The organism is Janthinobacterium sp. NKUCC06_STL, assembly GCF_019345455.1.
GTDB classification, from domain to species: domain Bacteria; phylum Pseudomonadota; class Gammaproteobacteria; order Burkholderiales; family Burkholderiaceae_D; genus Janthinobacterium; species Janthinobacterium rivuli.
The window spans coordinates 1-14,581 of the sequence record NZ_JAHKQY010000016.1 but is presented as its reverse complement, the minus strand read 5'-3'; the positions used below and the strand labels follow the sequence as shown (position 1 = coordinate 14,581).

Genomic DNA, 14,581 nt, shown 5'->3' with positions numbered 1-14,581 from the left:
AACTACTCGACACCCAGCACGTGCAGGCGGCGGCGCAAACGCGCCACTTCTTCCGACAGATCGACCACCAGCGCGGCCAGTTCGGCGTTCGCGTCGAACACGGATTCGATTTCGTGCAGGCGGCGCGCGCGCACCAGGTCCAGGCTGGTGAAGCGCCAGGCCGTCAGCTGCCCCGCCGGCGGGCCGTCCTGCAGCAGCACGCCCGTCTGCACATGCTGCACCACCCAGTCCGGCTCCACGGCGCAGGCGCGCGCCAGTTCTTCCAGGCTCAGGGCACGGTCTTCCAGCAATTCGCCAATTACCTTGTTAGTCATGATTTACCCTCCCAGCTTCTGGCGCGGATTGAAAGCCATCTCGCGCGCCATGGTTGCATACAGTTCGCGCGCCTTGTCGTCGTTCGCCGGCGGCAGCACCACTTCCAGCAGCAGATACAGGTCGCCCGGCTGGGCGGCGGGAATACCGCGCCCCTTCAGGCGCAGCTTGCGCCCCGTCTGCGAATTGGGTGGCACGGTGACGGACACCGTGCCCGATGGCGTGGGCACGTCGATTGCGCCGCCCAGTGCCGCTTCCCATGGCGTGACAGGTACCGTCTCGAACACGTCGCGCCCCTCCACCTTGTAGCGCGCATCGGGCCGGAAGCGGATCTCCAGGTACAGATCGCCGGCGGGCGCGCCGCCGCTGCCGGGATTGCCCTGCCCCTTCATGCGCAGCTGCTGTCCTTCCGTGACGCCTTTCGGTATCGTCACTTCCAGGGTGCGTTCGCGCGTCACCACGTGGCCTTGCGCATCCGCTTCGGGCACGCGCATGACGATGTGGCGCTTGGCGCCCTGGAAGCTGTCCTGCAGATCGATGGTGATGGCGGCGTGGCTGTCCTCGCCCTGCATCTGGAAACTGCCGCCGGCACGGCGGCGCCCGCCCACGTGGGCGAACAGGTCGGCAAAGAAGTCGCTGTCGTCGGCGCCCGACGATTCGTAGCCCGCACCCCAGTCCGGCGGCGGGCGGAATGGCTGGCCCTGCGCGCCCTGGTTACGGCCCAGTTCATCGTAGGCGGCGCGCTTTTCCGCGTCGCCCAGCACGCCGTAAGCCTCGTTCAAGGCCTTGGTGCGCTTGTCGGCGTCCGGTTCCTTGCTCACGTCGGGATGGTATTTGCGTACCAGCTTGCGGTACGCCTTCTTGATCTCGGCCTCGGTCGCCGTCTTCTCGACGCCAAGCTCCTTGTAATAGTCCTTGTATTCCACCGTGCCTGCTCCCCATGGTTGAACTGCCTATAGGAAGAGTACACGAATTGGGCGCTGGACAGCGTGTGCACAATACAACGCTGCCCGGCCGCGGAATCAGCGCACGCGGCGCAGCGAGGAAATGCGGCGGTCGAGGCCACCGTGCAGGCGGCCGTAGCTGCCCGGTCCCATCACCACGCAGCGGCCGCGGAAGTTGGCGTCGACGCAGAATTCCCAACGGCCGTAATTGACGACGAGCGATTCGGCGCGGTCGTTGAAACCATAGCGGTTCAAGTCGTGCACCTCGCGGTCCAGGCGCACGGGCCGGCCGCGCATGCCGGCATCGGGGAACAGCAGCACGGCGCCATTCATGTCGGGACGGTGGCCGCCGCCGTGGCCGGGGTAGCCGGGATGAGGACGTTCCGGCTCCGGACGCGGCGGGCGTGGCGGGTAGGGACGGTGATCGCCGCCGCCATGGCCCGGGCGGCCTACTTCGCGCACGGAGGAAACGGCGTCGTTCATGCCCGGCATGGTGTCGTAGCGGCCCGGCCCCAGAGTGCGGCAATTGCCCCGGTAATTGGCGTCCTTGCATACTTCCCAGGTACCCGAGCGCACGATGATGCTCGAGGTCTTGTCGTTAAAGCCCATGCGCGACAACTCTGCCGCATCGGAACGCAGGGTGACGGGGCGGCCGCGGAAACCGGCATCCTGGAACAGGGTGATTTCGCCCGCCGATGCGGCAAGCGGGGCAAGGAAGGTGGCGGCGCACAGCAGCGCGGGGCGGAAAGATCGAACCATGACAACTCCAATACTGAGACATTTTCGCCAGTGTAGTCCAGGCGGCAGGCGGCGAGTGTAACAAAGGGCAAGCAAATGTCATCACACGGCTGGGAATGTAAAAAACCGCCTGGCGGGTATTCCCGGCAGGCGGCCTGTCAGCACGGCGCAGGGACGCGGTCAGCGTACGCGGCGCAGCGAGGAAATCTGGTTTTCCATGGCGTTCAGTCGGCCATACTCGCCCGGCCCGATCACTTCACAGCGGCCACGGAAGTTCGAATCGCTGCACACTTCCCACTGGCCCTCATTGACGATGATGGACGAGGCGCGGTCATTGAAATTGAAGCGCACCAAGTCCTCCGCGTTGCGCTCCAGCGCCAGCGGTTCGCCGCGCATGCCCGCCTCGGGGAACAGCAGCACGGCGCCGCGCTGCTGGTACTGCGGCTGCTGGTATTGCGGCTGTTGATATTGCGGGTACTGCTGCTCGTACTGCGGCCGCTGGTACTGGTTATCGTACTGCTGCTGGCGGCGCGCTTCGCGCTCGTCGACCATGCGCGCCGACGACACGCGCCCGTCAAGACCGCGCCCCAGGTCGTCGTGGCGGCCGGGGCCGAAAATGCGGCAAGTGCCCTGGTAGTTCGAGTCGCTGCACAGTTGCCAGTAGCCGTTATGGATGACGATGCTCGTGGTGCGGTCATTGAAACCGATGCCGACGAAATCGTCCGTATCGCGGTTCAGGCGCGCCGAGCCGCCATTCTGGCCCGCGCCCGAATACACTTCCAGGCTGCCGCCACGGCCATAGCCGCCATTGCCACGGTCCGGATCGCGCCCCGGGCGTCCCGGATTGTAGCCATCGCCGCGCCCCGTTTCGCGCACTGAACTGATGGCGTCGTTCATGCCAGGCATCGAGGCGTACTCGCCCGGCCCCAGGGTCTTGCACCTGCCGCGGAAGCCGGCATCGGTACAGACATCCCAGGTTCCTGAACGCACCACGATGCTCGACACCTTGTCGTTGAAGCCCTGGGGCGACAGGTTGTCCGCCGTTTCGCGCAGGGTCACGGCGCGGCCACGGAAATTGTCATCCTGGAACAGGGTGATCTCGCCCGCATGGGCGGCCGCATGGCCCCCCAGCGAGAGCAGCAAGGTCGCCGCGCATGCCAGCGTGTGTTTGAGAGGGCCCGTCATGATTAACTCCATTCTTCATTCTTTGGTGATGATTTGCCTGGCCAAAACGCCAGGATGCCATTGTAACAAGCGCCCTCCCCCACGGAAGGTCGCTCAAGACAAATGATCGACATGACAACTGATGCCAGTGTAACCATCCGCAGAAAAAAACGGTGTAACAAAGTATGGGAAAAGCACAATAAATTGTTACTAAAAGCAATAGCCGGCCCCGGCAGGGACCGGCTACGCTTGCCAGTCTGGCGTCAGCGCACTTCGCGCACCGACGAGATGCGGTTGCTCATGCGTTCCAGGCTCGCGTATTCACCGGGTTCCAGGGTGCGGCAACGGCCGCGGAAGCCCACGTCCTCGCACACTTCCCAATAGCCGGAGCGCACGCGCACGCTTTGCACCGTGTCGTTGAAATCGCGCTCGCGCAAGTCGGCTGAAGAGTTGCGCACGCTCAAGCTGCGGCCGGCGAAATCGTCGCGCGTGTAAAAGGTCAGTTCGCCACCCAGCGAGCGCCCCGGCAAATGGCCGTGCTCCCGGTCGCGTTCCCAGCGGCCGTCCCGATCTCGCCCACGGTCACGATCGCGGCCCGGATGCCCACCCCAGCCGTCGCGCACTTCGCGCAGCGAGGTGATCTTGTTGGCGCGTTCATCGAGCGATGGATACTCGCCCGCCTCGAGCAGGAAGCAATCACCGCGAAAATCGGCTTCTTCGCACGCTTCCCAGCGGCCCGAGCGCACGCGGATGCTTTGCGTCGTGTCGTTGAAACGGACGTCTTCCAGGTCGGCGACCGTATCGCGCACGGTCTGCGAGCGGCCGTGATAATCGTCGCGCGAATACAGAGTCAGTTCGCCGGCGCCGGCCAGTTCGGCCGTCATGGCGGCGCCCAGCAGCAGGGCGCAGTTCAGGGTGTGTCTCAGCATGGTCTTGCTCCATAGTCAGGATAGTACGGTGTGACTATTTGGTCATCTTGCCAAATAGAGCACGCAGTCTAGCCGCGACTGGCCCATTTAGCTGTAACAAATGATTACCGCGCCCGGCCCCTCGCGGGGCCACGGCGGACAAGCACGGCGAATGCCGGTAGAATCTTGTGTTTCGTCAAGCTTGCCGCCATGCCACACACCACCTCGTTCACCCTGCCTGCCATCCGCACTGAAGTCTCATCGCTGTGGAAGCTGGCCTGGCCCATCCTGATCGGCCAGCTGGCCACCGTCGGCATGGGCGCGGCCGATGTGGCGATGACGGGGCATACGAATCCCGAGGAACTGGCGGCGGTGTCGCTGGGCGCGGCCATCTGGTCCATCGTGCTCGTCACCGTGAGCGGCATCATGATGGCGATCAATACCCTGGTCGCGCATGAAATCGGCGCCGCGCGCCACGACAAGGTGCCGCACATCGTGCGCCAGTCGCTGTGGAAGGCGCTGCTCGTGGGCCTGGTGGCTTGCCTGCTGACGAACATGGCGGCGCTGGTCTTCGACCACCTGATGCTCGAACCCGCCGTGGCATCCAAGGCCAAGCTATTCGTGCACATCATCAGCTGCGCGCTGCCGCCGTTCGCCGCCTACCGCGCGCTGTACGGCTACAGCACCAGCATCAACCAGACCAAGCCCGTGATGGTCATCGCGCTGGCCGCGCTGGGCCTCAATATCCTCGTCAACTACCTGCTGATCTACGGCCACTGGGGCATGCCGAAGATGGGTGGCGTGGGCTGCGCCGTGGCCACCACCTGCTGCGTGTGGATGATGCTGCTGGCCATGCTGGCCTGGATCAGGATCGCGCCCGCCTACCGCGCCACGTATCCGTTCACGCACTGGGAAAGGCCGCAGCTGTCGTCCATCGGCCCCATGCTGCGCCTGGGCCTGCCCATCGGCGTGACCTACTTTGCCGAAGTGAGCGCCTTTGGCGTCATCAGCCTGCTGGTGGCGCGCTTCGGCGTGATCCAGGTGTCGGCGCACCAGATCGCCCTGAATTTCTCGTCCGTCGTCTTCATGGTGCCGCTCACCTTTGGCATCGCGCTCGTCACGCGCGTGGGCCATGCCGTGGGCGAAGCCAATTTGCGCAAGGCCCGCTTCATTTCATGGGTAGGCGTGGCCATGTCGCTGACGGCGGCCATCGTCTCGGCCACCGTCATCACCGTCTTCCGCCACCAGATCGCGCAAGCCTATACATCCGATCCGCAAGTGCAGGCCCTGTGCGCGCAGCTGCTGCTGTTCGCCGCCCTGTTCCAGCTGTCCGACGCGACGCAGGTCGCCACGTCCTGCGCGATTCGCGGCTACAAGGTGACGCGCCAGCCGATGCTGATCCAGCTGCTGGCCTTCTGGGGCTTCTCGCTGCCGATCGGCTACGTGCTGGGCCTCGCGCCGCAAGGCTTCATCTGGTCGCCGGCCGAGCCGATGGCCGCCGCCGGCTTCTGGATCGGCCTGGTGACGGGCCTGACGGTGGCGGCCGTGCTGCTGACGTGGTATCTGAACCGGCTGTCGCTGCAGCGCCTGCGTGCCGCCTGACCCTCCTGCAAGGAACAGCCATGCCACAACCGCGCCCCTTCAGGCAAGTCGATGTCTTCAGCAGCGTGCCCTTCCAGGGCAATCCGCTGGCGGTGGTGCTCGACGCCGACGGCCTGGATGACGCGCAGATGCAGGCGATTGCGCGCTGGACCGGCTTGTCGGAAACCACCTTCGTACTGGCGGCGCGCGATCCCGCCGCCGACTACCGCGTGCGTATCTTTTCGCCCGAGACGGAATTCCCGTTTGCCGGCCACCCGACCCTGGGCACGGCGCACGCCCTGCTCGATGCGGGCCTGCAGCCGAAAGGCGCGCACATCGTGCAGGAATGCGGCGTCGGCCTGGTGCAGATCGAGCTGCATGCGGGCGGCGTGCTGGCGTTCCAGGCGCCGCCCTGCACGGCGCGCGCGCTCGAACCCACTCTGCTGCCCCTGCTGCAAACAGCGCTGGCCGGCACGCCAGCCGCTGCCGGCACCGTCGTCGACATGGGGATCCGCTGGCTGTGCGTGCCGCTGGCAAGCGCCGCCGTATGCATGGCCGTACGCGCCGATATCGCCGCGCTGACGGCCTTGCTGGCCGCCTCCGGGACCGATGGCCTGGCGCTGTACGGCCCGCACGCAGCAGGCGGACCGGCCGACTACGAAGTGCGCGCGCTGCTCAGCGAACATGGCGCGCTGGTGGAAGACCCCGTCACGGGCAGCGCCAATGCCTGCATCGCACAGCTGCTGGCCGGTGGCGACTACAGCGTCCGCCAGGGCACCTGCCTGCAACGCGACGGCCGCGTGTCCATCCATTTCCGCGATGGCCAGGCATGGATAGGCGGCGCGTGCCTGACCGTGATCGCAGGGTCGATATTGGCCTGAACCGCATAAAGCGCCATGGAATGGGCGGCTATCGGATATTTCCAGCGAAGGAAATACGGCCAGCGCCCCCATATTCCGTGGCCGGGGCTATCGCATAAACATGCATGCTCTGGTATCGTCTTACGCTTAGGCAACGCTCAAGTTCGCCTATGCATGCAGTGCCCTTCATCCTTCCAACTACCGAGACATCCATGCGTTTTATTCTTTGTTTTCTGGCCGCGATGGCCAGCGTTCCCGCATCGGCTGAAAAGCTGACCCTGGAACGCATTCACGCCGATCCGGCGCTGGCCGGCCCCGGCGTGCGCAACCTGAAGGTCTCGCCCGATGGCGAGAGAGTCACGTTCCTGCGCGGCCGCGCGGACAACCAGTTCCAGCTCGACCTGTGGGAATTCAAGCTGAAGGACAAGAGCACGCACCGCCTGATCGACTCGAAGGCGCTGGTGCCGAATGAAACGATCTCGCCCGAAGAGCAGGCGCGCCGCGAACGCGAGCGCACGGCCAGCCTGAACGGCATTCTCAGCTACAGCTGGTCGCCGGACGGCAAGCAGCTGCTGGTGCCGCTGGCCGGCAATCTGTACCTGGTCGACGCGGCCCACCCGGACAAGGCGCGCCTGGTCGCCAAGGGCAATGTGCTCGATCCAAAAATCTCGCCGAAAGGCCGCTATGTGTCGTTCGTGCGCGACCAGAATATCTATGTGATCGACCTGAAGTCGGGCCAGGAACGCCAGCTGACGACCGATGGCAAGGGCACCATCCGCAACGGCGAAGCCGAATTCGTGGCGCAGGAAGAAATGGGCCAGCGCACCGGCTACTACTGGGCGCCCGACGATTCCGCCATCGCCTACAAGCGCTACGACGAGGCACCCGTGCCCGTCGTGCGCCGCTTTGAAATCTTCGCCGACCGCACCGACGTCGTCGAGCAGCGCTACCCTGCCGCCGGCGACCCGAACGTGCTGGTGCAGCTGCTGATCGTCTCGCCGGAAACGGGCGCGCAGCGCCAGGTGGACCTGGGCACGAACCCGGACATCTACCTGGTGCGCGCCGACTGGAGTGCGGACAGCAAGTCGCTCGTGTACCAGCGCCAGTCGCGCGACCAGAAGACCCTCGACCTGGTGGCCGTCGATGCAAGCACGCTGGCGCAACGCACCCTGCTGACGGAAACGTCGACAACCTGGGTCAGCATCCATGACGACCTGCGCTTCCTGTCGAACGGCACCTTCCTGTGGTCGTCCGAGCGCACGGGCCGCAACCATCTGTATTTGTACGACATGAGCGGCAAGCTGCTGCACCCGGTCACTTCCGGCGCATGGGGCATCGACAGCGTGCTGGCCGTGAACCAGAAGACCGGTAAAGTGTTCGTCGCGTCAAACCGCGACGCCGTGATCGACAAGCAAACCTACGCTCTGGCCCTCGATGGCAGCACGGCCGACAAGCCGCAGCGCGTGACGAAAGCCGACGGCTGGCACGACACGACGTTCTCGCGCAATGGCGAAGTCTTCGTCGACACGTATTCGGATCCGGCCACGCCGCCACAAGTGAGCATCCGCCGTCCGGATGGCGCCATGGTGGGCTGGCTGGAAGAAAACGCGCTGAACGCCAGCCACCCGTACGCCAAGTACAAGGCGGACCACCTGCCAACGGAGTACGGCACCTTGAAGGCCAACGATGGCCAGACGCTGTATTACTCCATCGTCAAGCCGTCGAACTTCGACGCAAGTAAGCGCTATCCCGTCTACCTGTCGACGTATGGCGGCCCGCACTCGCAGCACGTGGCGCGCCGCTGGGGCAACAACTTCGACCAGTACATGGCACAGCAGGGCTTCGTCGTCTTCCGCCTCGATAACCGCGGTTCGTCGCGCCGCGAGCGCGCGTTCACGGATGCCATCTATCATAATCTGGGCGCGGCCGAAGTGGCGGACCAGCTGGTCGGCATCGACTGGCTGGGCAAGCAAAGCTTCGTCGATGCGAAACGCATCGGCGTGTTCGGCTGGAGCTACGGCGGCTTCATGACCTTGCGTCTGCTGTCGGCCGCGTCCGACAAGATCGCCATGGGTGTTTCCGTGGCGCCCGTCACCGACTGGTCGCTGTACGACACCCACTACACGGAGCAATTCCTCGGCATGCCGAAGGAAAACGTCGATGGCTACAAGGCCAGCACCGTGTTCGCCCACCTCGACGGCCTGAAGTCGCCGCTGCTGCTGGTGCACGGCATGGCCGACGATAACGTTTTGTTCAGCAACAGCACGCGACTGATCGACGCGCTGGTGAACCGTGGCGTGCAATTCGACCTGATGACGTATCCGGGCGCCAAGCACGGCATCTCGTCGCGCGCGGGCCAGCGCCACGTGTACAAGAAAATCGAGATGTTCTTCAAGCAGAACCTGATGAAGCCAGCACAGTAAGATTGCGCTGCATCAAATAAAAAACCGCCGCCTGTCTCGCGACAGGCGGCGGTTTTTTTACATTCTTGCTGCCAGAATTATGGCTTGCGAGTCACAGTCTCAACCGCGTCCTTGACGTCGCCAACCTTCTTCTGCACTTTGCCTTCGACCTGGTTTGCCAGGCCCTTGGCTTGCTGTTCTTCGCTGCCGACCAGTTTGCCAGCTTGTTCCTGGATTTTACCGCCGACTTCCTTCAGTTTACCTTCGACTTGATCTTTGTTCATGATGGATCCTCACTGTAGTTGGTACATCTGTTGTCCTGCCCCGAAGGGCCGGTACTGCGGCTCACACGCCGTTGCAAACTGCTTGCTGCGTGTCGATGTGTCCATACTACGCTTGAGGTTGCAAAAACTATGTACGGTTCCTAACACATGCCAAAAATCAGCTAATGACGCGAAATCAGCCCGCTTTGCGCCAGACCGTCGCCAGCCACGGCTGCTGCTCGCGCGGCAAGCCGGGCGGACGGTAGTACTGCTCGACCAGGCTGAAACCGGCTGCCTGCAGGTAGGCGGCCCATGTCGCTTCGTCGTGGTAGCTGCCGTAGCGGGCGCCATTCCAGCCTTCCTGGTTCTGCCCGCGCGGGTTCGAGCTGAACAGCACGCCGCCGGGCTTCAGGCACGCGTACAGGGCGCGCAGCACGCCGGGCAAGGCGGCGCTGGGCACGTGGAACAGCACGGCATTGGCGAACACGCCGTCGAAGTGTACGGCGGGCAGGTCGAGCTCGACGAAATCCTGCTGCCACACGGTGCAACCGCTGTAGGCGCGCGCCATCTCGACGAAGCGGGCGCTGCCATCGACACCGGTCGCATGGTGGCCCATGGCCGTGAACGCTTTCAGATCGCGGCCCGGGCCGCAGCCGAGGTCGAGGATCGCCAGCGGCGCCGGCTTGCCGATGGCGGCCAGCAGCGCGCTGATGTTCTGGCTGACGTCGTGGTCGCGCGTGCCTTCGAAAAACTGCTCGGCGCTGGCGTCGTAATGGGCCAGGGTCTGTTCGGTGATGGCGTGGATGGGGTCTTGCTGCGGGTTCGGCTTCATGGCGGTCCTATCGATATGTTCCGCCATTTTACGGTGCCGGCGCGCTAGGCGTGCGGCACCGTCAATGACTACCAGACGCGCACGCGCTGCTCCGGCGCCAGGTACAGCTGCTGCCCCGGCTGGACGTCGAAGGCCGGATACCAGGCGTCGAGGTTGCGCACGGTGGCGGCACGGTATTGCGCCGGCGCATGGCCATCCGTGAGGATTTGCTGGCGCGCCGCCGCTTCGCGCGCCTTGCTGCGCCAGCTCACGCCATAGCCGATGAAGAAATCGCGGTCCGCCCCCGGCTGCACCGGCTTGCCCTGCTGCGACAGGGTGAACGCGTCATGCGCGGCCGCCACGCCGGCCAGGTCGGCCAGGTTTTCGCTCAGGGTCAGCTGGCCATTCACGGCCAGGTCGGGGAACGGTTTATAGGCCGCGAACTGCGCCACCAATTGCTTGGATGCTGTCTGGAAATGCGCCAGGTCGGCTGGCGTCCACCAGTCGCGCAGCTTGCCCTGGGCGTCGAACTGGGCGCCCTGGTCGTCAAAACTGTGGCTGATTTCGTGGCCGATGGTGGCGCCGATGCCGCCATAGTTGGCCGCATCGGATGCTTGCGGGTCGAAAAACGGCGGCTGCAGGATGGCGGCCGGGAAGTTCAGCGCATTTTGCAGCGGCAGGTTGACGGCATTGACCAGCTGGGCCGGCATGGCCCAGGCCTTGCGGTCGGGCGACTGGCCCAGCTTGGCCAGCTCCTGGCGATAGTGGAACTGTTCCGCGCGCTGCACATTGCCCAGCGCATCGCCACGCACCACGCGCAAGCCCGCATAGCTGTCCCAGCGCTCCGGATAGCCGACGCCCACGTACAGGGTCTTGAGTTTTTCCTGCGCCTGCGCCTTGGTGGCGGGCGCCATCCAGTCCAGCTTGTCGATGCGGCGCGAGAAGGCGGCGACGATATTCGTCACCATCTCCTGCACGCGGGCTTTCGATTCAGGCGGGAAATAGCGCTCCACGTACAGCTTGCCAACGGCGTCGCTCAGGGCCGCGTTGGTTGCCGCCAGTGCGCGCTTGCTGCGCGGCGACTGCTGCGGCGTGCCGCTCAGGGCGCTGCCATAGAAGGCGAAGCGCTGCTCGGCGGCTGCCTTTGGCAAAATCGTGCTGAAATGGTTGATGGCGTGGAAGGCCAGGAAATCCTTCCACGTGGCCAGCGGCACGCTACCCACCAGGGCCGCGCTGCCCGTCATGGCCGTCGGATGCCAGACGATGAAATCCGTCTGCTGGCCCAGACCGGCCGCCTGGAAGAAGGCTTTCCAGTCGAGTCCCGGCGCCTTGCTGGCGAAGTCGGCGGCGCGCCACGCGTTATTGCCCTTGGCGACATCGGCCGAATCCTCGCGGCTGGCGTGGCTGGCGGCAATTTGCTGCTCCAGCGCAAACACGCGCGCGGCGCGGGCTGGCGCATCGCTGTAGCCGGCCTGCTTGAGCATGGCCGCGATATGCGCCTGGTAGCCGGCGCGCAAGCCCTGCATGCGGGCGCTGTCGCCCTGGTAGAACGCGCGGTCAGGCAAGCCCAGTCCGCCCTGCAGCAGATACGCCACATTGCGCGTGGTGTCGTTCAAATCTTGCGCCACCCACAGGCCGAACAGGTTTTCCGTATAAAAATTGGTGGCGTTGAGCGGGTCGACATCGGCGCGCAAGCTTTCGCCCAGCGCGCGGGCCAGTCCCGCCTGGTCGCGTATGCCAGCGATTTTCTTCAGCAGCGGCTTGATCGGCGCCCAGCCTTTCGCTTCGATAGCCGATTCATCCATCCAGGAACGGTAAAAATCGCTGACCTGGCGCGCGGAGGCATCGGCCTGCGGCGCCGCCGACAAGCCTTCGACGAGGCCGATGATGCGCTCGTTGGTGGCGTTGGCGAGGATGGCGAACGAACCCCAGCTGCTGCGGTCGGCGGGAATCACCGTGCCGCGCAGCCAGTCGCCATTCACGTAATCGTAGAAATCGTCGCCGGGCAAGGCCGTGGGGGCAGCGGGAACAACGGCGCTGGCGGCCGCTGGCTGGCCATGCGCCTGGGCGGGCAAGCCGGCCAGCGAAACGCCGGCCAGGGCGAGGATGATGGCGGCCTGGACTGGCATCCGGGACCAGGAAAAACGCAAACCGTGCATGGCGATCCTTTCGATGGAATAGTCAAAATCATAGCCTGTTTCCCATGAAAAAAGCGCCCCGGAATTTTTTTGCATGCGGACAAAAAAAACGGCCTATAGTTTCACGACCCCGCGCCACGCGAATGCCAAGGAGATTGCCATGCAACTGGAAGCGCTGTTTCAGCAACCCCACGCCCTGCCTGCCGCCCCGAAGATCGTCGATGAACTGGTGCGCAGTTTCGACAACCCCGCCATCGCCACCGAAGACATCGCCCGCCAGCTGGGAGCGGACCCGGCCTTGAGCGCCAAGCTGCTGCGGCTGGCCAACTCGGCGTATTACCACGTCTCGCGCAGCATTGGCACGGTGGAAGACGCCGTGCTGATGCTCGGCTTTGTAACCGTGCGCACCCTCGTCATCAGTTCGGGCCTGGTCAGCGGCTACAAGACCGTACCGGGACTGAACCTGCCGCAATTCTGGCGCTACAGCCTGCACAGCGCCGTGTCGGCCCGCTGGATCGCCCGACAGACGGGCGACAACCAGGATCTGGCGTTCACCATCGGCATGATGCATGCGATCGGTCAACTGGTGATCCATGCGGCCATGCCCGAGCAAGCCATGCAGCTCGACAAGATCGCCCCCCCGCTCGACGCGCGCCGGCTCGACGCGGAGCGGGTTTCCCTGGGCTATGACTATGCGCAGGTGGGCGCCGAACTGGCGCGCCGCTGGAAGTTTCCCCCTGCTTTTGCCGAGGCCATCGCCGCGTTTCCCGATCCGCTGGCCAAGGCGCCGCTGAACCGCCTGGCCGCCATCATCCACCTGGCCGCCTGGCGCGCCCGCGTCGATGAAAACGCGTTGAGCAATGAAGAAATCATCGCCTGCTACCCCAGCAACGTGGCCGAAGCGCTCGGTTTGCCACCCTCGGTGCTGATCGACAAGATGCCGCCGCCCGCCGAACTGAGCGCGGGACTGGAAGAACTCGTCAAATAAATCCACGCTGGCAGGAATCTCCGGCCCCTGCATCCATGCGGGTTTGCGGGCGATTCCGGCGGCCGGCAAGCAATCAGCTAAATTATTTTCACTTTTTTTTCAAAAACACCCTCAAGTTCCGGATAAGCACGCCGTTAATCTAGACAAGCGGTAATCCATTCACTAGTTACGGGTGTGCTCATGACCTCCAACGACGTTCTCTCGATGTATGAAAATATTGCAGGAATGACCAGTAAAATGGTCGTGGCCGCACGTTCGAGCGACTGGAATGACTTGGATGCCCTGGAAAACCAGTGCGCCAGCGCCGCCAGCGCGACCATGACGGGCAAGGTGCCTGCCCTGGCCGGCGCTTCGCGCCTGCGCAAGATCGACTTGCTCAAGCAAATTCTGGCAAACGACCGCGAAATCCGCGCCATCACGGAACCGTGGATGACGCAGCTGCCGAGCGCCATGCAGGGCGCGCGCGCCCGCATGTAAGAAGCTGCAGCACCAGAAACGACAAAAGCACCTGCGGGTGCTTTTTTTACATCTACCGCCTGAGCAAGGAGCGCGGCAGTTGCGGCGCTCGGGAACAAGGAGGGGGAATTTGGAAGGCGAGCCCCAGGTATCTCCTGGCGTCGCCTCGCTGCCGGTTGCATCCGGCGTTCGCGAGCACATCGTCGGCATCGCGAACCGCTTCCAGACCCAGGCGTTTATGCAACGCTACACCTGTTTACCGCGCCACACTATCGTTGGTGACTGCGCCAGGCTGGGGCTGTTTTGTCGTAGAGCAAGTCCACTGAATTAATCATAACACCATCTTTAAGAAATAGGCAACGCGATTGGCAAGCATATCCATGTCTTTTTTCAATATCTTTTTTTATATCAAATTGTAGCGCAGCCTTGCAGCACGATTAACGCGAGAACGGCTCCGGTTCCGGCTCGGCTGCCGCCCCGTCCTCCACCGCCTCCGTCAGCACGGGCACATCCTTTTTCTTGCGGCGGAACGGTTTGCGCAGCAAGACCCAGTATTTCGACGGCGCGCCCGGCACTGCCGTCTGCTTGCGCTTGCGCACGACATACACGATGAGCGCCGTCAGCAACAGGAAGGCCACGGTGCCGATACCGAGCCACAGCAAGCCGTTGCCGCCCGCCTTCTTGTCAGCGGCTGGCGCCGCGTGCAGGGGCTTGGGCTTGGCATGCGGCGCCTGTGCCTCGGCCGGCACCGCAGCCGGCGCAACGGCGGCAGCGGGCTGAGCCAGCGCCTTTTGCAAGGCGCCGATCTTGCCCTCCAATTCGCCGAGCTTGTCATTCAGGGCCGCGTTTTTCTCATCCAGCGCCACGCACGCTTGCGCCTGCCCGGCATCCGCCTGCGGTGCGCAAGCGGCCACGGGCGCCGTGGCGCGGCGCAGCGGCGGCGCACGCAGCGTGGGCGCAGCCGGTGTGGGTGCGACCGGCGGCGGCACGAACACGCGCGCCGGGCGCACCAGACC

13 protein-coding genes and 1 pseudogene are annotated in these 14,581 nt (G+C 64.5%); 5 read left to right on the top strand and 9 right to left on the bottom strand.

The features are described 5' to 3' along the window. Positions 1-2 precede the first annotated feature (2 nt). The 5 genes from KO539_RS28965 to KO539_RS28945 form a co-directional block, all read right to left on the bottom strand. The gene (locus KO539_RS28965; protein ID WP_034759737.1) at positions 3-314 is read right to left on the bottom strand and encodes a MerR family transcriptional regulator; all 312 of its coding nucleotides are present in this window, start codon (positions 312-314) and stop codon (positions 3-5) included. Positions 315-317: 3 nt separating this feature from the next. Next, positions 318-1,238 (bottom strand): DnaJ C-terminal domain-containing protein, encoded by a 921-nt coding sequence (locus KO539_RS28960; RefSeq protein ID WP_219313735.1) that lies wholly within the window; start codon positions 1,236-1,238, stop codon positions 318-320. 96 nt (positions 1,239-1,334) lie between these two features. Further along, entirely contained in the window at positions 1,335-2,015 is a 681-nt protein-coding gene (locus tag KO539_RS28955) for a beta/gamma crystallin-related protein (RefSeq protein WP_219313733.1), read from the bottom strand. Positions 2,016-2,174: 159 nt separating this feature from the next. Next, positions 2,175-3,179 (bottom strand): beta/gamma crystallin-related protein, encoded by a 1,005-nt coding sequence (locus tag KO539_RS28950; RefSeq protein ID WP_219313731.1) that lies wholly within the window; start codon positions 3,177-3,179, stop codon positions 2,175-2,177. A gap of 242 nt (positions 3,180-3,421) precedes the next feature. Continuing rightward, positions 3,422-4,087 carry a beta/gamma crystallin family protein gene (locus KO539_RS28945; protein ID WP_219313729.1) on the bottom strand — a complete coding sequence of 222 codons (666 nt, stop codon included), beginning with the start codon at positions 4,085-4,087 and terminating at the stop codon, positions 3,422-3,424. A gap of 189 nt (positions 4,088-4,276) precedes the next feature. Between KO539_RS28945 and KO539_RS28940 the strand changes: the two genes are divergently transcribed. The 3 genes from KO539_RS28940 to KO539_RS28930 all read left to right on the top strand — a co-directional run bounded on the left by KO539_RS28940 (position 4,277) and on the right by KO539_RS28930 (position 8,930). Then, on the top strand, positions 4,277-5,668 hold the full coding sequence (locus KO539_RS28940; RefSeq protein ID WP_219313728.1) for an MATE family efflux transporter: 1,392 nt from the start codon (positions 4,277-4,279) through the stop codon (positions 5,666-5,668). A gap of 20 nt (positions 5,669-5,688) precedes the next feature. After that, positions 5,689-6,528, top strand: a complete 840-nt coding sequence (locus KO539_RS28935; protein ID WP_219313726.1) for a PhzF family phenazine biosynthesis protein — start codon at positions 5,689-5,691, stop codon at positions 6,526-6,528. A gap of 191 nt (positions 6,529-6,719) precedes the next feature. After that, positions 6,720-8,930, top strand: coding sequence for a S9 family peptidase (locus tag KO539_RS28930; RefSeq protein WP_219313724.1), 2,211 nt, complete (start codon positions 6,720-6,722; stop codon positions 8,928-8,930). 77 nt (positions 8,931-9,007) lie between these two features. On the opposite strand, the gene KO539_RS28925 is transcribed toward KO539_RS28930, so the two are convergent. The 3 genes from KO539_RS28925 to KO539_RS28915 form a co-directional block, all read right to left on the bottom strand. Then, a complete protein-coding gene (locus tag KO539_RS28925) occupies positions 9,008-9,193 on the bottom strand; it encodes a CsbD family protein (protein WP_035825486.1) in 186 nt (61 codons plus the stop codon). 175 nt (positions 9,194-9,368) lie between these two features. After that, complete coding sequence (locus KO539_RS28920; protein WP_219313722.1) at positions 9,369-10,004, bottom strand: bifunctional 2-polyprenyl-6-hydroxyphenol methylase/3-demethylubiquinol 3-O-methyltransferase UbiG; 636 nt, start codon at positions 10,002-10,004, stop codon at positions 9,369-9,371. Positions 10,005-10,072: 68 nt separating this feature from the next. Beyond that, entirely contained in the window at positions 10,073-12,142 is a 2,070-nt protein-coding gene (locus tag KO539_RS28915; RefSeq protein ID WP_257626546.1) for a M13 family metallopeptidase, read from the bottom strand. A gap of 139 nt (positions 12,143-12,281) precedes the next feature. Here KO539_RS28915 and KO539_RS28910 point away from each other — a divergent pair, with 139 nt between their 5' ends. Beyond that, complete coding sequence (locus tag KO539_RS28910) at positions 12,282-13,109, top strand: HDOD domain-containing protein (protein WP_219313803.1); 828 nt, start codon at positions 12,282-12,284, stop codon at positions 13,107-13,109. A gap of 225 nt (positions 13,110-13,334) precedes the next feature. Continuing rightward, the gene (locus tag KO539_RS28905) at positions 13,335-13,586 is read left to right on the top strand and encodes a flagellar protein FliT (RefSeq protein ID WP_257626545.1); all 252 of its coding nucleotides are present in this window, start codon (positions 13,335-13,337) and stop codon (positions 13,584-13,586) included. Between the two features lie 416 nt (positions 13,587-14,002). On the opposite strand, the pseudogene KO539_RS28900 reads toward KO539_RS28905, so the two are convergent. Further along, positions 14,003-14,581 (bottom strand): annotated as a pseudogene (locus tag KO539_RS28900) (hypothetical protein); the annotation flags it as partial.

Excerpts from the sequence above, each read along its gene's own strand:
- KO539_RS28915 (WP_257626546.1), bottom strand. The coding sequence starts at position 12,142 with ATGCACGGTTTGCGTTTTTCCTGGTCCCGGATGCCAGTCCAGGCCGCC.
- KO539_RS28905 (WP_257626545.1), top strand. The coding sequence starts at position 13,335 with ATGACCAGTAAAATGGTCGTGGCCGCACGTTCGAGCGACTGGAATGAC.
- KO539_RS28945 (WP_219313729.1), bottom strand. The coding sequence starts at position 4,087 with ATGCTGAGACACACCCTGAACTGCGCCCTGCTGCTGGGCGCCGCCATG.
- KO539_RS28935 (WP_219313726.1), top strand. The coding sequence starts at position 5,689 with ATGCCACAACCGCGCCCCTTCAGGCAAGTCGATGTCTTCAGCAGCGTG.
- KO539_RS28950 (WP_219313731.1), bottom strand. The coding sequence starts at position 3,179 with ATGACGGGCCCTCTCAAACACACGCTGGCATGCGCGGCGACCTTGCTG.
- KO539_RS28940 (WP_219313728.1), top strand. The coding sequence starts at position 4,277 with ATGCCACACACCACCTCGTTCACCCTGCCTGCCATCCGCACTGAAGTC.
- KO539_RS28955 (WP_219313733.1), bottom strand. The coding sequence starts at position 2,015 with ATGGTTCGATCTTTCCGCCCCGCGCTGCTGTGCGCCGCCACCTTCCTT.
- KO539_RS28920 (WP_219313722.1), bottom strand. The coding sequence starts at position 10,004 with ATGAAGCCGAACCCGCAGCAAGACCCCATCCACGCCATCACCGAACAG.
- KO539_RS28910 (WP_219313803.1), top strand. The coding sequence starts at position 12,282 with ATGCAACTGGAAGCGCTGTTTCAGCAACCCCACGCCCTGCCTGCCGCC.
- KO539_RS28930 (WP_219313724.1), top strand. The coding sequence starts at position 6,720 with ATGCGTTTTATTCTTTGTTTTCTGGCCGCGATGGCCAGCGTTCCCGCA.
- KO539_RS28965 (WP_034759737.1), bottom strand. The coding sequence starts at position 314 with ATGACTAACAAGGTAATTGGCGAATTGCTGGAAGACCGTGCCCTGAGC.
- KO539_RS28925 (WP_035825486.1), bottom strand. The coding sequence starts at position 9,193 with ATGAACAAAGATCAAGTCGAAGGTAAACTGAAGGAAGTCGGCGGTAAA.